The 26,509-nt window shown below is 51.2% G+C and carries 19 protein-coding genes; 3 read left to right on the top strand and 16 right to left on the bottom strand.

Annotated features, from left to right (window positions below):
• Window positions 1-14 precede the first annotated feature (14 nt).
• From P2H89_RS28060 to P2H89_RS28050, 3 genes are all read right to left on the bottom strand, one after another.
• On the bottom strand, window positions 15-3,284 hold the full coding sequence (locus tag P2H89_RS28060) for a SusC/RagA family TonB-linked outer membrane protein (protein WP_275833415.1): 3,270 nt from the start codon (window positions 3,282-3,284) through the stop codon (window positions 15-17).
• Between the two features lie 478 nt (window positions 3,285-3,762).
• A complete protein-coding gene (locus P2H89_RS28055; protein WP_275833413.1) occupies window positions 3,763-4,245 on the bottom strand; it encodes a hypothetical protein in 483 nt (160 codons plus the stop codon).
• Window positions 4,242-4,736: a hypothetical protein gene (locus tag P2H89_RS28050; RefSeq protein WP_275833411.1), complete on the bottom strand. Its 495-nt coding sequence runs from the start codon at window positions 4,734-4,736 to the stop codon at window positions 4,242-4,244. Before P2H89_RS28050 ends, P2H89_RS28055 begins: the two co-directional genes overlap by 4 nt.
• Before the next feature lie 366 nt (window positions 4,737-5,102).
• Here P2H89_RS28050 and P2H89_RS28045 point away from each other — a divergent pair, with 366 nt between their 5' ends.
• A complete protein-coding gene (locus tag P2H89_RS28045) occupies window positions 5,103-5,900 on the top strand; it encodes a hypothetical protein (RefSeq protein WP_275833409.1) in 798 nt (265 codons plus the stop codon).
• On the opposite strand, the gene P2H89_RS28040 is transcribed toward P2H89_RS28045, so the two are convergent.
• The 3 genes from P2H89_RS28040 to P2H89_RS28030 form a co-directional block, all read right to left on the bottom strand.
• Entirely contained in the window at window positions 5,897-7,168 is a 1,272-nt protein-coding gene (locus tag P2H89_RS28040; RefSeq protein WP_275833407.1) for an NAD(P)/FAD-dependent oxidoreductase, read from the bottom strand. The two genes, P2H89_RS28045 and P2H89_RS28040, sit on opposite strands and share 4 nt — an antisense overlap.
• Before the next feature lie 54 nt (window positions 7,169-7,222).
• A complete protein-coding gene (locus P2H89_RS28035) occupies window positions 7,223-9,058 on the bottom strand; it encodes an alkaline phosphatase (RefSeq protein ID WP_275833404.1) in 1,836 nt (611 codons plus the stop codon).
• 76 nt (window positions 9,059-9,134) lie between these two features.
• Window positions 9,135-9,923, bottom strand: a complete 789-nt coding sequence (locus P2H89_RS28030; protein WP_275833401.1) for a hypothetical protein — start codon at window positions 9,921-9,923, stop codon at window positions 9,135-9,137.
• Window positions 9,924-10,128: 205 nt separating this feature from the next.
• On the opposite strand from P2H89_RS28030, the gene P2H89_RS28025 reads away from it, so the two are divergent.
• Window positions 10,129-11,061, top strand: a complete 933-nt coding sequence (locus tag P2H89_RS28025) for a DUF3078 domain-containing protein (RefSeq protein WP_275833399.1) — start codon at window positions 10,129-10,131, stop codon at window positions 11,059-11,061.
• 72 nt (window positions 11,062-11,133) lie between these two features.
• On the top strand, window positions 11,134-12,105 hold the full coding sequence (locus P2H89_RS28020) for a glycoside hydrolase family 43 protein (RefSeq protein ID WP_275833397.1): 972 nt from the start codon (window positions 11,134-11,136) through the stop codon (window positions 12,103-12,105).
• A 76-nt stretch (window positions 12,106-12,181) separates the two neighbouring features.
• Here the strand turns inward: P2H89_RS28020 and P2H89_RS28015 are convergent, their stop codons facing one another.
• The 10 genes from P2H89_RS28015 to P2H89_RS27970 form a co-directional block, all read right to left on the bottom strand.
• Window positions 12,182-12,685 (bottom strand): DUF4251 domain-containing protein, encoded by a 504-nt coding sequence (locus P2H89_RS28015; RefSeq protein WP_275833395.1) that lies wholly within the window; start codon window positions 12,683-12,685, stop codon window positions 12,182-12,184.
• A 143-nt stretch (window positions 12,686-12,828) separates the two neighbouring features.
• Window positions 12,829-13,401 (bottom strand): RNA polymerase sigma-70 factor, encoded by a 573-nt coding sequence (locus P2H89_RS28010; RefSeq protein WP_275833393.1) that lies wholly within the window; start codon window positions 13,399-13,401, stop codon window positions 12,829-12,831.
• Between the two features lie 35 nt (window positions 13,402-13,436).
• Window positions 13,437-13,673, bottom strand: a complete 237-nt coding sequence (locus tag P2H89_RS28005) for a hypothetical protein (RefSeq protein WP_275833390.1) — start codon at window positions 13,671-13,673, stop codon at window positions 13,437-13,439.
• Between the two features lie 64 nt (window positions 13,674-13,737).
• Window positions 13,738-14,763, bottom strand: a complete 1,026-nt coding sequence (locus P2H89_RS28000) for a LacI family DNA-binding transcriptional regulator (protein ID WP_275833386.1) — start codon at window positions 14,761-14,763, stop codon at window positions 13,738-13,740.
• Window positions 14,760-15,668 carry an ROK family protein gene (locus P2H89_RS27995; RefSeq protein ID WP_275833383.1) on the bottom strand — a complete coding sequence of 303 codons (909 nt, stop codon included), beginning with the start codon at window positions 15,666-15,668 and terminating at the stop codon, window positions 14,760-14,762. Before P2H89_RS27995 ends, P2H89_RS28000 begins: the two co-directional genes overlap by 4 nt.
• 57 nt (window positions 15,669-15,725) lie before the next feature.
• Window positions 15,726-18,101 (bottom strand): GH92 family glycosyl hydrolase, encoded by a 2,376-nt coding sequence (locus P2H89_RS27990; protein WP_275833380.1) that lies wholly within the window; start codon window positions 18,099-18,101, stop codon window positions 15,726-15,728.
• Between the two features lie 24 nt (window positions 18,102-18,125).
• Window positions 18,126-20,843, bottom strand: a complete 2,718-nt coding sequence (locus P2H89_RS27985) for a glycosyl hydrolase (protein ID WP_275833377.1) — start codon at window positions 20,841-20,843, stop codon at window positions 18,126-18,128.
• Window positions 20,844-20,880: 37 nt separating this feature from the next.
• Window positions 20,881-22,287 carry an SGNH/GDSL hydrolase family protein gene (locus P2H89_RS27980; RefSeq protein ID WP_275833374.1) on the bottom strand — a complete coding sequence of 469 codons (1,407 nt, stop codon included), beginning with the start codon at window positions 22,285-22,287 and terminating at the stop codon, window positions 20,881-20,883.
• 67 nt (window positions 22,288-22,354) lie between these two features.
• Window positions 22,355-23,452: a DUF5005 domain-containing protein gene (locus tag P2H89_RS27975; protein ID WP_275833371.1), complete on the bottom strand. Its 1,098-nt coding sequence runs from the start codon at window positions 23,450-23,452 to the stop codon at window positions 22,355-22,357.
• A gap of 16 nt (window positions 23,453-23,468) precedes the next feature.
• The gene (locus P2H89_RS27970) at window positions 23,469-26,504 is read right to left on the bottom strand and encodes a TonB-dependent receptor (RefSeq protein WP_275833369.1); all 3,036 of its coding nucleotides are present in this window, start codon (window positions 26,502-26,504) and stop codon (window positions 23,469-23,471) included.
• Window positions 26,505-26,509 lie beyond the last annotated feature (5 nt).

Raw genomic sequence — 26,509 nt, 5'->3', positions numbered from 1 at the left:
CGGAATGTTTGCCTTTAGAATGTGATGTTCAATGCTGCCCCCAGGCTGTGTGTGTTGGGGGTGGTCCAGAAGTCGATGCCTGAATAGTTGGTGAGCCCATTGCGGGTGCCGAGATCGGGATCGCTACCGGTGTAGTTGGTGGCGAGCAGGAAATTGCGCGCCGTCAGCGTAACGCTGGCCGCAGATATCTTCAATGGTTTGAGCCAGTTTGCCGGCAGGTCGTAACTAAGGTTTACATCTTTCAGCTTGATCCAATGGAGATCGTGTTCTACATACAGCCCCTGGATGCTGAAGGTTTGACGGTACCATGCCTGCGACAACTCAGCAGGTATGGTGTTGGTTTCTCCTTTTGTGGCGGTTACCCCTTCAAACACGGTTTTGGTTCCGCGGGCGGCAGTAGAGGCATCTACCCCATTGAACACCATTTGAAGCCGGGGCGCATTGAATATATCGAAGCCGAAGCGGCCATCGAGGAGGAATGAGAATGTGAAGGCACCAGCCTTGAACTCATTACGAAGGCCGACGCTGAAATCGGGATTAGGATCACCTATGCGCGTAAAGGCGGTATTGACGACAGGATACCCATAATTGGAGCTACCTGCATTGTCGTCGATAATAACCTTGCCGGCGGCATTGCGTTTTACATCAATGCCATAGAACACGCCATAGGGATCACCGGCTTGTCCGCGTGCTTCCATCCAGATACCACCAAGACTTACGTTGGTAATATCGTCTGTGATGTACTTCACCTTACTGATGTTTTTGGAGAAGATGGCTGTCGCGTTCCAGCTCAGGTTCTTCTTGCGGATCAATTGCTGCTGTAAGGACGCTTCTATGCCCCGGTTGATGATATTGCCCGCGTTGGCGAGTGTAAACTGCGCTCCGGTGGCATATGGTAGAGAAACAGGAATGATCTGATCCTTACTGCTGTTGTAATAATACACGGCATCGAGGATGGTGCGGCTTTTGTTGAAGTGCAGTTCGGTGCCGACCTCATAGGTACTGATGCGCTCGGGCTTAAGGTTGGGGTTACCGATGGTGGAACTGAAGCTAAGGCCCTGCTGTCCGTTGAACGGAAAGCTAAGCGCGCTTTGGATCCATCCACCTGTGGAGGTTGTATTGAAATAGGTAAGCAGCGAATAGGGATCGGCATCATTACCCACCTGGGCAGCTGTAACACGCAGCTTACCGAAATTGAATATGGGACTGGCGATACGGAAGGCATCGGTAAAGATAAAGCTGGCGCCTGCAGAGGGATAGAAGAAGGAGTTCTTTCCTTTAGCGAGTGTGGAGGTCCACTCGTTGCGTCCGGTGAGCTCCAGGAACAACCATTTCTTATAATCCAGTTTCAGGTCGGCGTAGCCGGCCACGAGCTTCCGCTCAATGGTGTAGTCCACAGCCTGTACGGATGCTGCGTTGGAAATATTGAAGTTGCCGGGAATGGTAAGCCCATCGCCCCTTGTATTGACCTGGTTCTTGAATGAGCTGTAATAATTGTAACCAGCCACTACACTAAGGTCGAGATCGTTGGTAAGCTCGTGGCGTGAGGTGAGGAGGATGTCGAGGTTATTGTCCCGGCGCTGGAACACTACATCGTTAACGGTACCGGTTGCTATGCCCGAGGTGCCGCGGCTGAATGCACCTTTCCGAACATCGGTATAATTATCGATGCCATAACGGGCAGTCGCTTTGAGCCAGCTGTTGATGTCGTAGTTGCCTTCTACAAATGTGATGAAGCGATTATTCTGGTCGCTTTGTGGATTCATATTAAGCGACCAATAGGGATTATCCCAACCGATGCCATTCGCGAATGAGCGGCTGTCGCCCCATGGCTTGGCCGCTGTAGCGGGGAGTTTGTAGGACTCAGGATGTTTCCAGGGCTCATCGTACCCATTGGTGATATCGAAATTGACGGCTGAGTTGATAAGGGCCCGCATGGAATTGGTGTTGAAGCCACCCATGAGTGCGCGGTTGTGGGCGCCATCCTGGATATAGTTGATACCGCCTGATAGCTTGAAGGCTTCATTGATGGTGTAGTCTCCGTTGAACCGGAAGGTGTGGCGATAAAAATCGGTTGTGGGAACGATGCCGGTTTGCTTGAGGTTGCCATAAGAGAAATAATAACCTGCATTGCCGGTGTTGCCGTAGAGACTGATGTTGTGATCGGAGGTATAGCCGTTCACAAAGAAGTTATCGATGTTGTTGTAACGGTTAACAGGTTTGCCATTGGAGAGCGGGTTGCTTTTACCGACGATAGCTCCGTTCTTATCGAAGTTGCTGGCCTGGTTGCTGTAGGTGAGCGTATCGATGAGGGCGCCCCAGTTCTCATCGGAACCAGCTGTGCCCGGTACCACATAAGAGCCTCCGATGCCATTGGAGAAGCTGGTTTGACGTGGCTGCATGCGGCGGTTGATGCGATCGACCGTAAAGGAGCCACTGTAATTGACGGCGAACTTTTTACTGGTGAGTGCACTGCCTCTTTTCGTATTGACCACTACCGCGCCGTTGGATGCCCGGATGCCGTACAAGGCAGCCGCTGCAGGGCCTTTCAACACGGTGATGGAGGCGATATCATTGGCATTGATATCGATGCCCCGGTTGGAGGGTGTGGCGAGTGAGTTGCCGTTGGTGATATTGGTGCGGATATCCTGTATGGAATTGTCTACCGGGATGCCATCCAATATAAAGAGCGGTGCATTGCTGCCCAACAGGGAGCTATTGCCCCTGATCTTTACCGTAGAAGAGCCACCCGGTGAGCCGCCGGAATTACTGATCTGCACACCCGCGATGCGCCCGCTGAGGGCTGCGACAATGTTGGCTTCGCGCGATTGGACGAGTTCTTTTCCTTTTACTTCCGATACGCTGTAGCTGAGGGCTTTGGCCGCCCGCTTGATGCCTACGGCGGTTACCACTACTTCATCGAGCCTGCTGTTGCCAGGCTGGAGGGATATCTCCGTATATTCATTGGTTACATTGATCTCGCGGGCCGTATAGCCTACATAAGATATCTGTAAGGTTACGGGTAGCCGCTGCCCGGTGAGGAAGGTAAATTTGCCATCGGGGCCAGTTATTACTTCGTGTGTAGTTCCTGCTATGTGTACTGTAGCGCCTGCCAGGGGTGTTGCTGATCGATCTTCCACCACTTTCCCGCCGAAAGTGATGTTGCGCACGGGTCCTTTTTCTGCACCGGTTGTGCGTATGGTATCGTTGCGTTGCTGAGCAGTTACATTGTTAAAAAACAATGCAGCGGGAAGGAGGACCATCCAATTGAAAGCCTTCTTCATTATCTTTGTTTTGGTTATTTTAAAAATGAGGCAGTCATTCAGCTATCTGATAGCTGTTATGATTCATTACCTGAAGCCTTGTTTTACGGGCCGGAGCTGCTGGAACAGTCTTCGGCCCACTTTATTTTATGTACCTATAGCAAGGACGCTGGAACATCGTTTGCTACAGAGTTGACTGTAACGAACTAAGATGTATCAGGAATCATACAATGATTTTAATGTTTTAGGTGGAAAACTTTGAGTTTGAGAAGTACGGTAAGGGGAGGCAAGGGAATCGCGGGAAGGATCAGCAACAACAAGTGCTGCTACAACAAGAATGTGTATGTTTCTTACCCAGGTGCATTATTCCAGTGTTTTGGTGCCGACGCGAAGCTTATTTATTGGTAAAGGAATTGTTTCCTGTAAGCTTCCGGAGTTACAAGGTTACAGCCTTTTTATTAGTCCACCAAAATTATAGGTTATTATTTTTACTCCCCCATTACCGGCGACCAGATTGTATTTGCTCTTCTTTGTGTTGCATTTGTTTTACCTCACTGCGTGCTTCGTAGAACTTGATGGCAAAATAAATAAGGAAGGCCAGGGCGATCTTGGCGACAATAAAAAGGATGAGCACTACGATGCGCCAGTTCTTATGCACCCTGATGTGTGTGGAGGAAACTTCGTACGCGGGTATGAAATTACTACTTCCATTGGAGGTATGAGAAGAGCCACCGTTGCCATTAGTACGTGGTATGGGCATCCGGTTGATGAAGTCGTTGTATTCCCTGCGGGTTTTGGATGGCGGGGGCACGGACTGATTGGTAGCGAAGGTTTCTACCTGTATTTCGAATTCGGCAAGCGCCTGCTGTAATGGGGGATGCTGGAGCAATAGCTTCTCAAACTCCGCTCTTTCGTCAGCGGAGGCTACGCCCAATACATAAGCCTCAACAATACCACTACGTATGTACGTATCTATGTTCACTGTAGGTTTTTTTGCAGGATGATGAGGCTTTCTTTCAAAAGCCGGCTTATCTCCTGCACGGTTTTATTCATCTTGATAGCTACTTCTTCTTTTGCGCCGCCGTTCAGGAACATTTCCTGGAATACGGTGCGTTGCTCTTCTGTTGCGTTGCGTAACAAGGTGAGGTAATAGGCATTTTTCGGTTGCCCGTTGTTTGCATGCCCGTTCACCTCCAGGCCGTTCTTCTTCTTATAGTCCAGTATCAGCTTTCTGGCTTCAACCTGCATCCAGCAATACACACTCAGCGTGGCATCGCAGGCTTCATCGAGGCGACCAGCCAGGTTGGTAAATATCTGAGTTAACACTTTCTCTGCCTCGGACGGATCGGGAATAAATTGCAGTACATAGCCGTAGAGCATGGAGCTATAGTTGCTATACAGGTAGTCGATCGCAGGTTCAACGCCCACACTGAGTTTGGATCTTAGCGTCTCTTTAATAATGAGGGTTTCCAAAGTTCATAATGGTTTTCACGACAACTATTTTCATAGGCCGGTTTTCATGTTGAAAATAAGTAATATTGGCTAACTGCGTCAATCTTTTTTTGTCGATCTGACACTGTCAATTGACTGTAATGTAACGGATTAGCATAAAGCCAGGAATGAGCCGCTGTGGGCAGCCTGTTTTATACCCATTTCCCCTGATGGCTGGTGCAGGGTCAAGTGCGGGTATAGCCGCATTTTTGGCGACCCCGCTCCTGAATGTCATCGCCCAATAGTTCAATTCATCCACCGAATTTGCGGTTTTATAGTGTTGTACTAGCCTCCGGGCCCTGCCACCGGTATTTTTACGGTCGTATAACTCTTTAACAATCGTATGTCATGAAAAAGAAACACTATTGCTGGATGTTGTGCCTTATAGCTGTTGGCACCATGGCCTTTACGGCCTATAAGAATGTTCTCGATCAGTTGCGGATAGCCGAAGACGAGGCCAAGGATTATATATTCGGGAACTTTAAAGTGGGCGACCTGTCGTTTCCCCGTACTTCGGCCCTGAAAGCCCTGGCTACCGGCCAGCGGGCGAGTACCGTGAAGGAACTGGGCGACTATATCCGTAAATATGTCAACTCGGCCGAATTTGCCCAGGCGTACAAGGAAGCGCGTGATGCCGCGAAACCAGCCGACCCGGCTGACAAGGCCTCCAAACTTAAGACGAGGATCGAGGAACTGGAAAGGGATATCAAGACCGCGCAAGAGGATATGAAAAGTGCTACGGGCGATATGAAGAAGCTTTACGAAGCTACCTTGACCATGCAGAAAGAGGAACTGGCTGCTTTAAAAGATCCCAAGCACCCCAAGCATAAGATGTATTTGCAGGATGTGGACGATGCCGGCTTTGGCGATGATGGCGATCAACACAAACAGGCGGTTAAAGATTTTGAACACGACTGGCCTGCTACCGTGAAAGACCTGGTGAAAATAAGACTGAAGGAATTCCTCGCGTTTACGGCTGATATTGACTTTAGTGCCAAGCTGGTAGAGAAAGGCGGCCGGATGCGCTTTGCCGATCCGAAGCTGGAAGCGAAAGATGAAGCCTGGAAACGTTGTTTCCGCAGCGGAAAAGAAACGATCGCGGCTGCGCGGGCTTACGCACAGCAGTGGTTGAAGGAATTGAATTAAAGAGGGTCGCAGGCCCTGCGGGCGGCTGCAAGGCCGCTGGCCAGGGCCGCTTCTACCGTACCCGGACTGGCCCCTTCGTAGAGCGCTTCGCCGGCGAAATAGAGCGTATTGGCGACGGGTTGCTGTAGCAACTGGCGGGCAGCCTTGGAGGTGAGTGTATCCCAGGAATAGCCACCACGCGCCCAGGGATCGGTTCCCCAGTCGGTTATTTGCCAGGCTACCAATTGTTGCTCCAGAAATATGAGTGGCAGTCCAAATATGCCGGCCAATGAATAGAGGGCATATTGCAACATCTTTTCGGGGGATGTTTGGGTGAAGGAGATGGCCTGCGGGCCATTGATCCAACCCGTGAGTAATGGCGCCGGATGGGGATGTTGCGTCCACCAGGTGGGGAAGATCTCTTCGCTGAACACGAAGCCCAGTTCCTTTTCATATTCGAGCCAGAAGGCTTGTTTAAACTCCAGACTGGCTTTGATGACCGGACTGAAACCTATTTGCCGGAATGCCTCCATTTGATCTTTGATTGCCGGCAGGAACCTGATACTGCTACTCTCCTGCTGCCAGAGGCCCAGCGGCAAAGTAAGAATCACCTTATTGGCCATGAATACTCTCCCATCGGATGCTACTGCCTCTACAGTACCCTGCTGCCAGCGTATTTCCTGTACCGGTGTATTGAAGTATAACAGACAACGCTGGCGTACGCATTGGGTGAGCAGGTAATCGGTGAGCTTCTCGTATCCACCCATGATGTGGTATTGCTCTTCTTCGTCTTCCTGCTCCCACTCTTCCCGCAGCGACAGGACACTGGCGCGGTCAATATCGGCCCCATCGTACCCTTCAGCAAACCTTTTCACCGAACGGCGCAATGCCTCGTAACGATCTGCGGCAAAATAGCGGTTCAGGAATTCCCGTACGGTGATATCTTCCTTTACATCCTGCAACCGCTCCATCAGGGTATCCCATCCATCGACAAAGTTGTGCTGGCGTTGCCAGCGGCCTTTCTCCACTTCGACCATTCTACCACCAACGGGCGTATAAATAATCCCAGCTTCTTCCAGTAACTGTAAGGTAATCGGGAGTTTGCCGTGGATAAATTCGGCGCCCGTTTCGATAGGTATGCTGTAACCCAACGGCTGCAGCGTATGCATGCGGCCGCCGGCCCGGTGGCGGGCTTCGAGGATGGTGACGGCGTGGCCCCGGGCCGACAATTCGCGGGCGGCCATGAGGCCGGCGGCCCCTGCACCGATGATCAGGACGGATGTTGCCATGGTGTTGTTGAATATGGGGTACGCTGCAAAATTACGGCCAACAGCCGTTATTGCCTAGCGGGCAACGGCTGACGCCTGAATGCCCAACGCCTGCATAATCTTGCTGAACAGGGCGGTGTTCTCATACACACCGGCAAAGAGGTCCGATTGTGGTCCGTAAGCAAATACGGGTACCGGTATCGCCGTGTGATCTTCTGTAGCAAACTGTACGGCTGTATTTCCTTCGGTATAGTTGCCATCCATGAGCGATACGCCACCTGTTTCGTGATCGGCTGTGACGATAACGAGGGTTTCGCCATTGGTATCGGCAAATTCCATGGCCCGCCCCACCAGTTGATCGAGGTCCATCACTTCCGTGGCCAGCCAGGGCAAATTGTTGTCGTGCGCACCATGATCGACCTGTGCGCCCTCTGCCATCAGGAAAAAGCCTGCCTTATTTTTTGAGAGTATGCTTACTGAACGATCGAAGGCTTGCTGCAACCAGGCACCCCTCCCCTTCAACATCGACAAACGGGCACGTTCATCGGCTACGATCCATTTGCCGGTTGTATTGGCAGGCACGCTATCGATGGTCCGTACAAGACTAAAGCCATTCTGTTTGAGAGAAGCTTCTGCTGCCGGGGTAAGACTCTTATTGCCAGCGCCCATCAGAAGCTGTACCGGTGCACCGGCCAAATCGGCGAACATGCCTGCACCAGCACTGCGCTCGGATTGATGACCATAGAAGGCTGCCGGCGTGGCATCGGCCATATCACCGGAGGTGATAAGCCCGGTTCGCATTCCCTTAGGCTGGATATAGTCTGGTATTTGCTTCAGCGCAACACCTGTATGATCAACTCCCACGGCGCGGTTATTGGTCTTTTGGCCGGTTGAGAGCGCCGTAGCGCCGGGAGCTGAATCGGTTATATAGTTATCGAAAGAGCTGGTTTTGGACAAACCCACTTTGCGCATATTGAATACATTGAGGCGCCCTTTATTGGCAGTGTAACCGGTATACCAATGCGCCAATCCTGTTCCATCACCAATGAGCAGGATCACGTTCTTCACTTTTTTATTGACCCCATCTGTTTTATAAGTGGGTTTATAAAGTTCATAGGCTTTGTCGCTCCGGTACGTGGTACGCTGGAGCTTTTTAAGAAAGGCTCCCATTTCGGCAATGCGATCGGTATTGAGGTAATCGACCTTCAACTTCATCAGGTGGTACCAGGCGTTGATGTTATCGGGGGTTGCCCAGAACCGCACGGGCTTGCCTAGAGCATGTGCTGCGTTGACCAGCTTTTCCAGGGTGTCCTGCTCTTTTGCCACGAGACGCCCTTTGCCGTTCCAGGCTGTGAACTTGTGGAAGTCGGCACTTAGCAGGGCGATCTTTTCAAGCGCAGAAGCAGGATAAGCTTTGCCCAGATTGCCATCGAACCAGATATAAGCGGGATACCGGTGCCAGGTGGAGGAATCGGGCCGGCTGCCAGAGATGACGAAACGAATATTGGCGTTATTGGATAAAACGGGGTATTGTTTCAATACAGCGGCTACCTTTCCGAGCGTAGGCACAGCCTCTGTTTTGAGATCGATGAGCAACTGCAGTTGCTTCGCGTGATCGGCATATGGAAAGCCCTGGTTTTGCCCTACTGCCTTTGAGAGGGGCGCCAGGTAAAGGCTTTCGAATGTAGGGTCGATGCCGGGCCGGGCTTTGTCGTGGGACACCCAAAGGGTATCATTGATCAGGTGCAGGTCGGCTTCCATCGATCCAAATCCTTCATTCCAGGCGGCAAAAAACGGATGCGGGTTTTCATAATCATTGTGAGAATGGGCATTGGCTGTGGTATAGACCGCAGGTTGGGCCATGGCCATACTGCTGCTGACTATGCACAAACAAAGGAGTAGTTTTTTCATACCGGGAAGTTAATGAGACCGGCGCAAGTTACAGCTACTCCCAGGGCCTTTGATGGCTTCCTGCATTAATAATTTATTATGAAAGGCTTTTGGTGCGATGGTGCCTGAGCCCGATGCGTGCATTGCGGGCCGCGGCAATGATGGTTAGGATGATCGCTGTGATGGCAACATACATGGCGGTTTGGGCTACTGCCTCTTCGCGGTTTTGCAGGGCAACAAAGATGGCGTACGACGCCCAGGCCACGACGGCAGGATACAGGTAATCGCGGAAGCGGATGCTGATGTACAGGGATAGCAGTATGGTGATGCCGAGCAAGACTTTGGCCCAGGAGGCATCGCTGATGCCGGCCCCATCCCAACCAATGGATTCCAGCCATAGTGAGATATTGGCTATTGTGGCCACGCTGATCCAACCTAAAAATATGGATGATGGCACCATGAGCCATTTGCTATGGTGCTGCGCCCATATGCCCAGCTGACTACGTAGAAAAAACAGGATACCACTTACGAGCATGATGAGTATGATGCCTACACTTAACAATATCAAATCGTACCGGAATACGATCTGCCACAACAGTCCCAAAAGATTGATGAGGATGACAGGCACCGCCAGGTGATCATACAAGGTCTTGTCTTTTTGACGCGGCATGATCTGCACGATGGCGTAGATGACAAAGGAAGCATAAATGAGCCCCCAGATGGCAAACGCATACCCGGCTGGCACAAACAGGTTGTCGTACCGGCGGGTTACCTGCGCTACCGTTGGCTGACCGAGGCCGAGCCTCTCCATGGATGAGCTGACAACCACATTGATGAGTACTGCGAGGAAGGTTGTCCAACGAAGGATTGTGTTGGGCGTTTTCATGGATCTGTTTTGGGCTTATTTCATAAGAACCATGCCAGCGGGCCTGCAGGCGGAGCTGGCACCCGATCGGTGCCTATCCTGTACAAGACGAGGAGCATATGGTGGGGCAGAACCGGAAATGTTGGCATAAAACACCTGTCACGTTCATTATCAATGTGTTTTGGCAACTTTTTTGTGGAGGAGGCAGTTTTTCAAATCATACGCTATGAAATATGCTTTTCTGCTGCTGCTATTTTGCAGCCTGCGCCTCTCTGCTCAAGATAAAACGGTTCAAGGCTTAAGGAGTGAGGGCAGCCGTACCATCAGCAAAAACAACGCCGACACCAGTAAACGCACCTGGAAAACCGGTGGCACTTTCAACCTCAATGTAAACCAGGGTGCTTTAAGCAACTGGGCTGCGGGTGGTGACAAATTTTCTTTGTCACTGACTTCTTTGCTGAACCTGTTTGGTCATTACAAACATGGACGCCATTCGTGGGACAACAGCATCGATCTCGCGTATGGCATGGTCAATACCACCAGTCTTGGCCAGCGAAAATCGGACGACCGCATTGATCTTGTTTCCAAGTATGGCTATGAGTTGGATAAGAAATGGTACCTGAGTAGCCTTGTCAATTTCAGGAGCCAGTTTACAAAGGGTTTTGCCTACCCTACAGACAGCACGAAAGTGCTGACCTCTAATTTCCTGGCGCCGGGCTATGTTGTTTTGTCTTTGGGTATGGACTATAAACCAGTGGATGGTTTCTCTTTGTTCATGTCGCCCATCACTGCCCGCTGGGTGATCGTGCAAAATGATTCACTGGCTTCTATCGGCGCTTTTGGTGTTGACAGCGGCAAAAATGTAAAAATGGAGGTGGGTGCCTATGCTTCCGTAAACTGGAGCAAGAACATTACGCCTACCACTTCTTACAAAACAAGGCTGGAACTTTTCTCCAATTACCGGCACGATCCCTTCAATGTCGATATCTTCTGGACCAATGTCATTGCGGTTAAAGTGACCAAACTGATCAATATGAACCTTTCGGTTGATTTGATCTATGACAACGATGTGCCTACGGTGCAGGATGAAGGCAAAGCGGGCGGACCGAAGCCCCAGATCAAAGAGTTGATGGGCGTGGGTTTTGTCTACAAGTTTTAAGCCTCTCTTAACGTCTGATACGTCTATTATAACCGCTGCGCATTATATTGCAGCCTTATCAATTTTATGCACATGAAATATTGGTTAATGGCGGGTTTGGTGCTTACGGGCCTGGCGGCCGGCGCTCAGGCCAAAAAGACTTCCGGGAACCCTATCGTTGAAGGCTGGTATGCCGACCCTGAAGGAACTATCATTAATAAGAACTACTGGGTATTCCCTACCTATTCAGATAAATATGAAAAGCAGGTGTTTATGGACGCCTTCTCCTCACCCGACCTGGTGAACTGGACCAAGCATCCGCGCATCGTTGATACTGCTTCCGTGAAATGGGCGAAGAAAGCCATGTGGGCGCCTGCTATTGTGGAGAAAGACAAAAAGTTCTACCTTTTCTTTTCAGCCAATGATATTCAAAACAATAACGAGGAAGGCGGTATTGGCGTAGCTGTTTCGGACCAGCCCCAAGGTCCTTTCATTGACCTGATTGGTAAACCTTTGCTGGATAAATTTCATAACGGTGCACAGCCCATCGACCAGTTCGTGTTTCATGACAAAGACGGTCAGTACTACATGATCTATGGCGGTTGGAGACATTGCAATATCGTGAAGCTGAAGAACGACTTTACCGCGATCCTTCCCTTTGCCGACGGCAGCACCTTCAAAGAAATTACGCCGAAGGGATACGTAGAAGGTCCGTTCATGTTCATCCGCGACAACAAGTATTATTTCATGTGGTCGGAAGGTGGCTGGGGTGGCCCCAATTATAAAGTGGCCTATGCGATCAGCAATTCGCCTTTCGGACCCTTTGAGCGTATTGGCACCATCCTCCAGCAGGATTCGACCGTGGCTACCGGCGCAGGGCACCACTCTGTTATACAGGTGCCTGGTAAAGATGAATGGTATATCGTATATCACCGTCGTCCGCTGGGAGAAACAGCAGCCAATCACCGGGTTACCTGCATCGACAAAATGGTTTTCGATAAAGACGGACTGATACAGCCGGTAAAGATCACTTTTGAAGGCGTCAAGAAGAGCAAGCTGAAATAAGCTTTTTCACTATGAACAAATAAAAGGGCCGCTGGTGACAGCGGCCTTTTGCATTTATGCAGTAAATGTTTTGCGGTTACCGGCGTTCCGATACCGACCCATTGAAGGAAATGGGAGTACGGTTGGTGCTGGTTACCTGCAGGGTGGCTGAGCCATTGGTGAATATCGTCAGGAAAAACTGTTGCACATCGCTTACGTCGCCTGGCTTGATCGTTACCTGCCAGCCTTTTTTGACCTCTTCGAGCTTGTAATCAAACTTCGTAGAGTTGAATTGTATACCTCCTTTACTGGGATCGATGGGTGCGGTGTACGAGCGGCCGAAGTAGGGCAGATCGGATATGATGGTATCCTTGCTCACCTTCACAGTATATTCGGAGGTAAGCTGCACGGTGCGGCCGCGCATGGGGTTGGCGCTTTGTGGTTTGAAGACATAGCGTTGCGATTCGACCATCGCTTTTACCTGTGCTGCCTTTTCGGCTTTCTTATCGGCTTTGGTATCCTGTGCCTTCACGGAAGTAAATGCGCCGGCACTCACCACCATGACCATGATCATCATCCTGGTCCATTGTATTGCTTTCATAACCGTTATGAGTTTTAAGCATGAAGAATATATAGCAATTTACGCCAATATCATTTCATGCGAACGGGCAGCAATACGGAGCCGTGGATTTTTAACGCGGTGTTCTATCCGCTTAAAGGAATTGTTAACAGGAAGGTGTGCTATTACGCATTCCAGGTATAGTCGCGCAGGTTGTTGCGCAATATGCGGAGGGCCTTTCCGATATGCTTTTCGACGGTGCTTACCGAGATGTTCATGCCCAGGGATATGTCTTTATTCGACAGGTTCTGCTCTCTGCTGAGGAGAAAGGCTTCCCGACATTTATCCGGCAGGGAACTTAACACCTGGCCAATGCGGTTGTTGAGTTCGCGGGCCTCGCAATACGCTGCCGAATCGTTTTTGCACTGCTCGTTTAAAAAAATCTCCTTGCGGGCAGAAGAACGTGTAAACTCATCCCGGAACACGTTCAACACCTTGAATTTGAGGGCCTGATAGAGATATGCTTTGAGAGAAACGGTGATATCGAGGGTATGCCTTTTCTGGTAGAGACTAACGAAGATGTCCTGTATGATGTCTTCTGCTTTCTGGCGCGACTGCAGGCGGCGGTAGGCAGCATCGATGAGGTCGCTCCAATAGCGGTTGTAAAGCTCTTCGAATGCTTTAATATCATCCTTTTTCACCAGCTGAAATAGCTGTGAATCGGCAAGGTTCGCATAAAGCAAGGGCGTGCAGGGCATGCAAATCGTATTATGGGTATAAACTTATAAAAATATCAAACAACTACTAAGAAAAGTTTATGCTTTTGAAAGGAAAGGTTTTTGGTGATGGATAAGAATAGGCGTTCGCGCATGGCCTCCTGATCGACCCCGTTCATTTGCTGCAGCAAGGCGGGGTTTTGCTCACATGACCGGTACCACTCTTCGAACAACAGGGCTTCTTCTCCTGTGTTCCAATCGTTGTGTACCCGGTCGGTCAATGGGCATAGCTTTTTCGCTTCCATGTAGGTCATTCCAGCTATTGTACCGTAAGGCGGCGACTACCGCCATCTCGTTCAAAAATATTTTTTTGGGGTATCAGGTGGAGCCCCGTACCACCAGGCGGGCGGGCTGTAACACCTGTAGATCGGTGGGAGGCACATCGGTTAGCGGGTCTTGCTCGAATTGCCTGATGAGCAATTGCATGGCCGTGTGGGCGATTTGGTCGACGGGTTGCTTGACGATGGTGATGCCGGGCGAGTACAGGCGAAAGATATCATGGTCATCGAAGCAGATAACGGCCAGCTGGCGGGGTATTTCGATGCCGAGGTGCTTGATGGCTTCGAGGCCATATACGCCGGCATAGTTGGTGGCAAAGAATATCGCATCCAGTTGTGGATTGGCTGCCAGGAATTGCTCTATCTGCACCACGGCCTCTTCGGGCTTGCAGTGGTAATCGAGCTGCAGGATATGCCCTTCTTCTACCGGCAGCCCATTTTCGCACAAGGCTGCTTCGTAAGCCTGCCTGCGCTGGTGCATCTGGATCTGATCGAGGCGAACGGTGACGTAGGCGACGCGGCGGTATCCCTTTTCCAGCAGGTGGTCCATGGCCATGCGCGCTCCCTGGTAGTTATCAACCAGCACATGCGGGAGATCCACATCGGGAAAATAGCGATCCATCAATACGACGGGCTTTTTTTGCTCTACCAGCTTGCACACTTCTGCCCGCATACCTGCCGTGGGCGTGATCAGGAATCCATCCACCTGCCGCTGCATGAACATGCGGATGCGCTCGCGCGCTTTTTCTTCATTATTCTCCGTGCTGCAATAAAGTACTTTGTACCCGATACTATCCGCTTCCTCTTCAATGATCTTGGCCAGGGCGGCGAAGAACACATTGGAGATATCCTCTACAATGAGGCCCAGCACCCTTGTTTTGCCGGTGCGCAGACTTACTGCGGTATGATTGGGCTGATAACCCATATCGTCGGCAATGATGCGAACCCTTTGCGCCAGCTGATCACTGATGCGTGATTCTTTCGCCTTGCCATTGAGTACGGCAGAAACGGTAGAAGGCGCCACGCCGGCTTTGCCGGCTATATCTTTCAGGGTTACATTTTTCATAGCGGCGAACCAATCGTTTTTTGTTTGTGGACAGGCAAGGCTATTTCGAGACCTGCAGTAGCCGCGCCGATCAGGGCAGCCTGCTCGCCCAGTATAGCCGGCTGTACCGGACTATGTATGCCGGCTGCCTGCAGGCTGCTGTTCAATGCCTGCTCAAAGTAACCAAAAGCCTGCGCTATATTGCCGCCAATGACTATTTGATCAATTGACCGGTTGCCTATTGCTTCCGCCAGGAAAGTGCCGAGGTTGATGCCAAACTCATCGAATATGCGCTGCATGATAAATTCTTCCGGGGTATTCAATAACTGTTTAACACCCTCGATGTCTTGGCCGGTGAGTTCGTGGTAGCGTTGTACAAACCAGCGCGAGGAGAGATAGTCTTCCGCTATGCCATTTTTATAAGGCCGGTTCCACCAGGCGGCATCTATTGCTTTGTCATTTGTGTAGATGGCACTCCCCAGGCCTGTGCCGAGTGTAATGCCAACAACGTATCGAAACCCTTTGCCTGCGCCAGCATACACTTCTCCCTGCAAAAAGCAGGCTGCATCGTTGGTAAGCGTGATGGCCTGCGGCGCTATGGATAGTTTCGCGGCCAGCAATTCTTTTACATTCAGACCATACAGTGCATCGTACTTGTGCTGGTCTTTGATGAGGCTGATGCCTGTCTCGTAATCGAAGGGACCCGGCATTGCGATGCCCAATCTTGCAGGAAACGATGGCTGCCCGGCAAAGCAGGCGGTTATAACGGCACTCCAGCCGTCTATAATGGCTGTTGCAGTGCCACCGGGGTGTACGGCATTTCTTTGCCAGGTAGACGGTATGATGGCGCCGGTGTCCGGATTGATCAATGCTGCTGTTATGTGCGACCCACCGATATCAACTCCTGCCAGAATAGTTTGGTTCATACTCGTATAGTCACTTTGCCTCCTGTGTGCCGCTATTCTGCCGGAGGCATCTCCTGCCTAATTACCCCATTGTTTATTGGGAGATGGCCCCATTTCCAATTGAAGCACACCACCTTTTACAAGCTGTTCATGCGTAATATAACATTGCGTGTAAGGCTTTCCGTTCAGCCTGGCGCTTTGGATATAGATGTTTTGCGGTGAATTGTTGCGGGCAATGATGGTGAAGTTCTTTCCAGCGGCATACTGCGGATCGAGGCGGATGCTGATCTTATTGAATACCGGGCTGGTGATCTCATAACGGGTATCGCCGGGACAAATGGGATGAAGTCCGCTGGCTGCCAACACATACCAGGCCGACATTTGCCCTACATCTTCATTGCCCACCAGTCCTTCTACTGAATTTTTATAGGCACGCTGACAGATGGAGCGCGTCCATTGCTGGGTGAGCCAGGGGGCCTGTAGCCTGTTGAACAAAAAGGGTACATGGTGTACCGGTTCATTCGCGTGGTTGTAATAGTTGTTCCACATCATATTCTCCGGTACCCGCTCGAAGAAAGTAGTAAGGTCGGCCAGCACTTTTTCGCGGCCACCCATCAGCTCTACCATTCCCGGCACATCGTGCGGCACAAACCATCCCTGCTGGTAGGGGTTGGCTTCCATGCATCCATACCATTCCTTCAGGCGGCCTTCTTCGGGCCAGGGTTCAAAACTGCCATCCTCTTTGCGCGGGCGGAACCATTGCCTGCCGCCATCGAATATATTCCTGTACGACTGGCTGCGTTGCCCGTATTTTTGTTCGGCATCGCGGTTGCCGAGCATGCCGGCCATCTTGGCCGTAGCCCATTCCGTGTAAGCATATTCGAGTGTATAGGATATCGAAAGTCCACCGCCTACGTAGCCACGCTCTCCATTGCCGAATTTCTCACTCGAGTTGATCGCATACGTGAGCGCTTTAGGGGCATTGTAGTTGCGAATCCCTTTTGCGTAAGCATCAGTTAGTACCGAGATGGCGGGATTGCCCAACATACACCCGCTATAGGCATTGAAGAATTCCCACCGTTCGAAGTATTGATTGTTCGTTTGATCGGCCAGCTCAACCAGTGAGTTGACCATATCATTGACTACAACGGGGTTGATGATAGTTTGTAAAGGCATCTGGCTCCTAAATACATCCCATCCGCTAAACACGGTGCGTTTGGTAAAGGCCTTGGTGCTGTGCGTTTTTCCATCGCCGCCAGGATATTGGCCATCCACATCGGCCATCGCCCGCGGATCGATCATGGTATGGTAGAGGGCTGTATAGTACACTGCTTTTTCGTCGTCACCGGCACCTTCCACACTCAATTTGCTGAGCGCGGTATTCCAACGCGTGCGGGCGGCAGTACGCAGGTTATCGAAGTTCCAGTCTTTGATCTCTGCCTGCAGGTTCTTCTTAGCTCCTTCCATGCTCACAAGCGAGATGCCTGTTTTCATCAGTACAACTTCATTGGCTTTGGTAGCAAATTCGGTGAAAAAGCCGAGGTGCTTTGCCTGCTGTTCTTTTACGCCGGTCAGTATGGCGGCATCGGCCACTCTTTGCTGGTACGCTTCACTTTCAATGTTCTCGCGCTTGCGTTTCCAATCGGCCGGTATATCGGCACTCCACACGCCATACTTTTTGAGTGGCTTGCTGAACTGTGCGTAGAAATAAACAGTGTAGTTGGCCTTGCCGTTGCCATTGCCCCAGCCGCCACCATCGGGTGTGCATTGCATCCATCCCTGAATGGTGTAGTCGTCGATCACTTTAATGTATTGCTGCGTCGATGTACCCCCTACCCTGCGGGCCAGGTCTATCTGAATGCGCGATTGCTGGTGTGCAGGAAAAGTAAAACGGATCATGCCGCTGTGCGGCGCTGCGGTGAGCTCGGTCTTAATATTATGCTCGGTTAGCTTTACACTATAATATCCGGCGGCTGCTTTTTCGCTGTCTTTATCATAAGTGGAACGATATCCTTTTTCGGGAGCCGCTTCTTTACCCGCCACGGTTTGCAAGGCACCGGTGGTGGGCATCACGAGGAGGTTGCCCAGGTCGCCGTACCAGCCCACCCCGCTCATTTGTGTAAAGGCAAAACCTTCGATGGTGGTATGTTCGTAACTGTAGCCCGATCCATTGTCGCCGCCGGTGATGGTATTGGGGCTCACCTGTACCATGCCAAAGGGCGTAGTGGCGCCGGGAAACGTTTTACCCAGTCCATGATATACGCCCGCTTTGCCCGTACTGGTACTGGCGCCAATGAATGGATTCACGTAATCTGCCGGCTGCTTTTGCGTCGTAGCGCTTGCCGATGATCTTTTCTTCTGTTGCGCAGAGACAGCCTGAATCGCATTCGGGCTTTGTTGGGCTGTTCCTGTTAAATGACAAAGTATCGTTGCTGCCAAGAGTGCATATTTCATGCTGCAATGCTTTTGCTTGTTGGTTTAATTTACACTGTTGTAAATCCGGATGGTGCGAATGCCAAACCGCGGCGCTGTGACCAGGAAAGACACCATGCCGTTTTCATTTTTCCTTATTGCAAGTGAAGAAAGGGCGGTACCATCCAGGTTCTCCAGACTGGCCGATACTGCCGGAGCCTGTAAATATACTGTAACAGCACTATCGGAAGAAGCGGCATTGTACAAGCGGATAAGCCAGTCATTGCCATCGATGGTCATGGTACTGATCTCCCAGCCAGCTTTGTCAAGACGAACGAGACTTTTCGATGAAGCGTTCGCCTGTAGAAGCGCCACCTTCTTGTTACCTGACTGCGTGGCGTTCACTTGCGTGGCCACTTTCCTGTTGACTGTCTGCATGGTGTTCAACTGTGTGGCCATTGCCTTCGTGTTTGCGCCCGCTGTAGCTCCCTGCGCGATGGATACCTGCAAGGGTTCGCTGCGCCGGGCTCTTTCCGACTCCAGACGGGCTGCATCCCACGCACCTGCATGCGGAAGCAATGAATAGTTAATGACGGTAGGGCCATCGAGCACATAATTTCGTCCCCACAGTCCTTTGCCGGCATATTGTACCACGAGCGATAGCGGCTGACCTTTTCCATGCGCATAAGCGGTAGTATGATCGGTAAAGAGCGCCATTCCCAGTTGCTCCTGTCGATCGACCACATCGACCCAATGCAGCACAATGTTATTCCTGATACTATCCCAGGTGGTAAAAAACGTATTCTCCAGCCGACTGGCCGTTACATCGAACGGCGCATTCTTATAGATCTTTTCACCGGCCAGTGCTACCGGAAAGCTAAGCAGCAGCTTATCCCGATCGTCGTAGAACGCTTTGCGGTAGTCTTCTGCCTTGTATCCATCGGTTTGCTTATAGTCATTGCCAATGGTGGTGTGCTTTTGCCAATCGATGTGCAGGGAGCAATCGATGCGTGGCTCCCCCTGCACCAGCGTAATGAGCTGATAGTATGGATGGCCGGCCAGGGTACCACTGATCTTTGCTTTGATGCGCAGCGGCCCATTTTCAAGTATCGTTATGATGGCGGGCTGCCGATCGGTGGACTGAATGCCGCCGGTTTCGGGAAAATTGCCGCGCATGCCGTTAAAGGATTGCGATGCGCCTGCTTTTATCCATTCTTTGTTTTGGAGCTGTTTACTGATGAGACTGATGATCGCACCTCCAAGCGCAGGGTTGATGGTTAGGCGGTACAGATCGGTCTCCAGGACATACAATTCATTACGCCGGGTAATGGCAGCCCCCTTTGTAGAAAGGCTGTGATGGCTGAAGTTAAAACTACTATAGCCGGCAGCCGGTACGGCTGCTTTGAAGAGCAGTTCTTTATGGCCGGTGCTGTCGTTGGTAACCAACTGTACCGGCAGCGATTGCCGGCCGCTTTGTAAGGAAAGGCCAGAAGGGGGGAATGGACTGCCGGCTGGCAGGGAAAAGCTTACCAATTCATTCCTGTCAACTGCTGTAGTATTGTACACTGTTATACCGGAGGGTGCCGCCAACTGTTGTTTGGCCGCCGCCACTATGCTGTCGCAGATCCTTTCTGTTGCCGCTGTCCAGTTGCGTACTTTATCGGCCCAGGTATCTCCTCTCCTGCCGTTGTAAGGAACGATCCAGCAATCGTGGTGCTGCGCCAGCAACAAATTCTGCCAGGCTTCGTCGAAGGCTTCCTGCGGCCAAACGAATGTTGCGCCGCCTGCAGCTTTGTTGCGCGACCCGCTGATCACTGCCATGGCAGCCAGCTTCTCCGCCATTACCAGCTTATCTTCTGCACGGCGTACTTGCCGCGCAATGCGTTGCAGCACCTGTGCACCCCAAACCAGGCTCACCTGAATATCTTCCTGCGTCAATCTCCAATCGGTAGCTAGTATAGGATTGGCGATGCGCTCGAAGTAGTTACGCCAGGTAGTGTATTGCGACCTGGCCGTATCGTTCTTACTGCTCAGCCAGGGACCATTGCGCCAGCCTGCATCCTGCAAGGTCATGCCCACCGGATGTTGAATACCCTGATCGAGCGCCGCTTTTATATAAGCCGGACTATTGATCCAGGCCGTGGTTTGCCAGGTTGACTTTGGCTCCAATGCTTCTGTAGCGTACCGTGGCACGGTGCGCAGGCTGCTTCCATCGGGCCCTATCCAATTCACGAGTTCGCCACCAAAGGCACGCGTATACCCACCCCAGCAGGTGTTGGGATTCTTGAGCGAGGCGTATTTAAAGCCAAAAGCCGTAAGCACCTGTGGTAAGGCACTGGTGAAACATGGTTCCTCTGTAGAGTAGGTGGTAAATGTTATTCCGGGAAAATGCTCCCGCAGTTTTTTGATGCCATAGCTGAATTGGCGGATGAGGCTTTCGCCTGATCCAGTATAGAGATAGCTTTGTCCGTATCCGGGATTCACGTATTCAACGCGGCTTTCCCGGGCAGGAGCCGCCATATACTTGCGGAGGGCTGCATAGGCGACACTGTCATCGGCCTTCACCGCATCCCAGGTTACCGGTTCAATTTCCAGGTTGATCTTCCACTGCGGATTGAGCCGCAATTGGTCGATCACAAAGCTGGTGTATCCTTTTGGGTAGTGCCCCCAGATACCACCGTGGTATCCGTCGATGAACCAGGCCTGCTGTGCAAAAAGCGGCAGGCTACTCCCCGCCATCAATAAGGTGAGGAATAGCCTGCCGGTAATGATATGTTTAACCATGAAGGTTGGTTATGGTAATTGTTGGGTACGCGATGGCTTAGTTCGCCAGTTTGATAATACACTTCCTGGTCTTCGGTTGATTGATGCTGTAGATGGTGCTCACCAGCAATTCGATCTGTTTTTCCCAGGTAGCACGGATCGCCGGCATACGCGAGCGGGAATAGTTGTCGAGGTTACCGCGGATCCAGCCATTGCCCTTTGATAGTTCCTGCACGGTATCCATCGTATTGACATCGTCTTTATTGAGCAGTCCGCGCTCTTTGAGCACATTGAACTCCATCCAGGCATGCATGCGGAACCTTCTTTCCAATTCCCAGCGCTCCTCATTGAGCAACATAACAGCTGTTGCCTGCTGGTATTGGGGTGTTCTGCTGATCTCGGCCAGGTTGATGCCTTCGGCCCACTGAGCGCCGCTCCAACTTCCTACTGGTTCTCCATCAATCTGCAAGGTATACTGTTTGTCTGTTTGCAATCCTTTTACCGTGAATACCTCCCTGTTGAACTCCTGCGTAAAAGGAACAATATTCACTACCTCCGACTGGCGGGTGGTAGCTCCCCAGCCGCGGGGCATGGTATCGAGCGGATAGGGCAATGCTTTGGCGAGGTAATTGAACTGCACGGCCGACGGTGTAACACTCAGTGCAGTAACCGTGCTATTGCCGGTACGCTGCACTTTCTTCTGCTGCGCATCGATCACTACATCGGCCACTTCTTTATTGGAAAATCCCTGGGCTTTCAGGAACAGGTAGGCCATCACCATATGCCCATCCTGCCCCGGGTGCACACGGTCGCCACCGCAGATGGTAAAGGTAGAGTCCTTTTGCTGGAACTGTTGATTGATGGCCGTCATGGGCCGGTTGAAATCGAAGAACGTCCAGTTATTCTTTTTTGCCGCTGCTTCCTGGAATTCGGCAACTTTTAGCATGGCCTTGCTTTTACCGGGATAGTAGTTGCCCTTGCCTTTTACGGTTTCATCGTAAGGCGATGATGCCATCAATATTTTACGCACAGCAGGCAGCGCCTGTAATTTCTTTTCTATCTGCTGGTAACTTTCAAAAGATGTTTGTACTGCTTTCGCCGCCATTTCATCGGCGCCGGGACGCAGGTACTCGAAATACTTCGTATCGTTCATGCCAAAGGTGAGCGCAATCACCGTTGGCTTCTTTGGTAACACATCTCCTTCGAAACGGCTGTTGATCTGCGCAGCCACATCGCCGCCGATCCCCGCATTGAACACATCGATGCGTTGTTTGGGAAAACGAGTCATGTAATACAACCATACATACGAGTGGTAATGGCCACCATCGGTGATGCTGTTGCCGACAAACACCACCCTATCGCCTGTCTTAAAGGGCGCTACCTGGGCTTTGGCTGCCATGGGCTGGGCCACCAGACCGCAGAGGGCAGTAAACGCCGCCAATGTCTTTTTATGGAAGTTTTTCATATGCATGCAAGTATGTAACCCAAAGGCATTAATACCGCTATCGAAGGTATCCGCCTGGTTGGCTTTTTTATTGAATGCCCAATTCTTTGAGGGGTACGCGGATGCCCTGCGGACGGTAATAATTGGGGTTGGCCCTTCCATCTACACAAAAGGGTACACATTTTCCATATCCATTGATGCAATAAGTGATGAGCAGTTCGTTGCTGCTGTTGAGGAATTGCGGATGGATGGCCGGTGTATAGAAGAACGGATAATGACCCTGCACGGTGTCGTTGATCGTCCAGATACGTTTGTTGACAGTAAAAGGACCAAAGGGCTTATCGGAGATAGCGGCGTATATTTCTTTGCCTCCGTCGCAATCGATGCTGAATTCAGTCGTGACCATCAGGAATTTGTTGCGTACCCGGGTAATATACATGGCCGTTGATGGCGCCTCACCGATGACGGCTGCTTTAGCTACCTCTTTGTTCCAGCCCTTTCCATCCCAGAACGTCCAGGCTGTGGATGGTGCATCCGCCCGAAAGCGGGCTACATACACATTGCTTTTGATGAAGGTTTGTTTGTTGCCCCAGGTATATACATAACCGTCCTTACTTTTCCAGGTACCCATGCCGAAGGCTATGCCGCCCATTTCGGGCAGGGTATCGTAATCGACTACCTTCACTTCGGGCAGTTTCAGTTTCATCATCATATCGCGACCGCCGCTTCCAAAATCAAGCGCGCCGGTTCCCTTCATTTCAATATTGGCGCCGTAAACATACAGGGTGTCGCCGTGCTGGTAGCCGTGACCCGGCCAGAGGAGGAACTTATTGTCGGGATGATTCTTAAAGAAGCTTCTCTTATTGGCGCCCAGTAAAGTACTCGTATGCCGCCAGTTCCAATCGCCTTTTGGCTGAAGCACGGCACAATTGCGCACCTGGAAGAGACAGGGCATGGTTCCGGTGGCCGCATCGTAATGGTCGATATAACTATCGCCCATCAACCACAGCACCCGGCCATCGGCCAACTGCACCGAATAAGCGCCATCGCTGGCGATCCATCCTTCGGCACGATTGAAAAAAGCAGTAAAGGCAGTGTCTTTGTAGACACTGCCTTGTTTGATCGCTTGCGCTTGGGAAACAATATGCTGTAGGGTCAGTAGTATGAATAGGACCGGTTTCTTCATGCCTCAAAGTTCTTGTTTATAACCCAATCTGTAAACCCAGGTTCAACACCCGCTGATTGAGGTACGAGTCGCCGATAGAGCCACTCGCCACTTCGGGATCCTGCTGGTATTTTTTGTAGTTGGTCCATGTAAACAGGTTATACCCGCTCACATAGAAACGCGCATTGTTCACTTTCAGCGGCAGCCACTTGTCGGGCAATTGGTAACTGAGTTCCACGGTTTTCAGGCGAACGTAATGCGCATCGATCAGCCAGAAATCCGATGGATAATTGCTGCCACTGTTCACGCTGCCGGCATCGGTAGTGAGACGTGGAAACGCGGGATTGATGGTATTATCGGGTGTCCAGCGTTGTAAGTGTATAGGCTGAAACTGACTTTTGAAGGGCTCGATACCACTGCCTACAATGCTGAAGCTATAGTCGTATGCTCCCTGGAAAAGTATGTTGGCCCCAAATCCCTTGTACCTTACGCCGAGGGTGAGGCCTACGTTGGTGGTATGCAGGTTAGGCTTGCCGATGGCCGTCATATCGTTTTGATCGATGACCATATCGCCATTGAGGTCTGCATATTTGAGATCGCCGGGCTTTACGGCACCGGTGATCGGCTTGGCGCTTTTGTTGATATCGGCTTCACTTTCGTAGAAGCCTACCCATTTATATCCAAATGGCTGGTTGATGGGGTGACCGGTGGCGGCCAGCCAGGGGTATCGCTGTGATGCTTCGTCCTTATATAGCACCTTATTCTTTGCATAGGAGAAGGTGGGGGTGATATTGAATTGCACATCGCCGATCTTATCCTGGTAAGTAGCGATCAGTTCCCATCCCCTGTTCTGCACGCGGCCAATATTGACCGGTGCAGTTCCTATACCTAATACATTGGGTATAGAACCGCGGTACACCAGCTGATCGACCCGGAGATCGCGGAAATGCTCGAGGGTAAAGGACAATTTATCATTCCACATGTTCACATCGATGGCGTAGTTCTGCGACCGCTTGATCTCCCAGGTCACGTTGCTGTTGCCCAGCATACCTTCACGAATGCCATTGGCGCCGCTGTGGGTTTCGCCAAATGAATACCCGCCACCATTATTGTACACCTGTTCGAAGATATACCGGTTGCCATATACGGCATCAGACCCCACCATGCCATAACCTGCACGGAACTTGAAGAGCTTGATGAAGGGTAATGCTTTTTCGAAGAAGGGCTCAGCAGCGAGGTTCCAGCCGGCAGATACAGCCGGAAACAACCCATACCGCTTGTCGCTCTGGAAACGATCGGACCCATTATAACCAATATTAACATCGAGTAGATACTTTCTCTGGAAGTTGTAGCCAGCCGAAAGGCTGTAGCCACGGAAGTTCTCCGGCACATTATTCTTGAAGGTGTAGCTGTTCTGGTTAAAGAGTATCATACTCTTTACCTGGTGATCACCGAATACGCGATCGTAATTGAGGATCGCCTGGATATTGACCCGCTTGTCGGAGATATCGCTCCCTGCACTCACCGCATAAGTAGGCATGCTGTAGCGGCCTCTGGGATCGATGGTATGCAGCTTCGTAACCGGGTCGTAGTGATAGCTGGGTGGCAGATCGCGCAACAGCCTGCGCCACACATCCCAGGTACTTGCGTAGGCAACCCGACCGGTTAAGGACAATCCACGGGTAATGGCATCCAGTTTCTGCGTACCACCCAACAGGATATTCAGGTCGTTTTGTTTGGTGCGGGTATAGCCCGAAAGCGCCAGTCGTGCATTGAGCGTTGGCAAACTCTCTTTGGTATTGTAGGCGTATGCATAGCTACCGTTCGGATTGATGATCGGGGCCGCATAGGGCGTTATTCGGTTGAAATCGTATAGCTCGCCCATGATATTGTTGGTATTGGGCGTGTTCACCATGCCGAAACGGCCAGTTACATCGAGGCGCAGGCTAAGCGTACGGGTAGCCTGGATATCGAGGTTGGTGCGAAAGTTGAAGCGGCGGAAGAAATAGTTGGTATTGAGGTTTTCACCACCGGCTTTCGAGAAATCGCGGATCGATCCGTTCTGCGTAAGGGCACCGAAGGAAGTGAAGTATTTAACTGTGCTGGTACCACCCGATATATCCACGTTGGTATTGGCCTGGAGCGAATTGGTCTTAAAGATCGCATCGTACCAGGTTACATCCGGATGCCCATATGGATCTTCACCATTCCTGAACAACTCCAGGTCTTGCTGGGTGAACTGCAATGGCAGCCCATCGTTGGCCCTGGCTTCATTGACCAGCGTAGCGGTTTGATAGGCATTGAGGAATTTAGGCTTGATGGTTGGCACCTGCACACCAGCTTCGGAGCGAACGTTAACCCGTGGGCGTCCGTTTTGTCCGCGGCGGGTGGTCACCACCAGTACACCGTTGGCGCCTTTGATACCATACACCGCCGTCGTAGAGGCATCTTTCAGGATGGAAATACTTTCTATCTCATTCACGTTGATCTGTGCCAGCTGCACATACGTGTATTCGATATCATCTACTATAATAAGCGGTTTGTTTCCATCGGCATTAAGCGAACTCACACCACGTATGAAATAATCGGCCGCATCACGACCAGGTTGTCCGGACCGCTGCTGCGAATAGAAGCCTGGCAAACGACCGGTAAGCGCATTTTGCACGTTGGCAGTAGGCACCAGCCTGATCTCTTCGGCTTTGATGGTGCTTACGGAACCGGTATTGGTGATCCGCTGCTTTTTGCCAAAGCCTACTACGATCACATCTTCCATCGAGCCACGGCTGGCCTGCAGTACAATTTCAACGGTATTGGTATTGCGTACGGACACCTCCTGCTCAACATAACCCACATTCGTGACCACAAGCATGTTGGATTTGCCCCGCAGGGTAATGCTAAAGCGGCCATCGGTACCGGCGGATACTCCATTGGAGCGCACATCCCTTTCGGTGATCGAAGCATTGGCAACGGGCCCGTTATCGTCTTTCACGATGCCGGTTATGGTTCGCTGCGCCAGCGTGATGACCGGCATAACGAGGATACCTATAATGAGCCCTATCGTTATTTTGTTCATATAGA

Source organism: Paraflavitalea sp. CAU 1676 (assembly GCF_029223285.1).
Taxonomy (GTDB): domain Bacteria; phylum Bacteroidota; class Bacteroidia; order Chitinophagales; family Chitinophagaceae; genus Paraflavitalea.
This window is presented reverse-complemented; position numbering and strand designations above follow the sequence as displayed.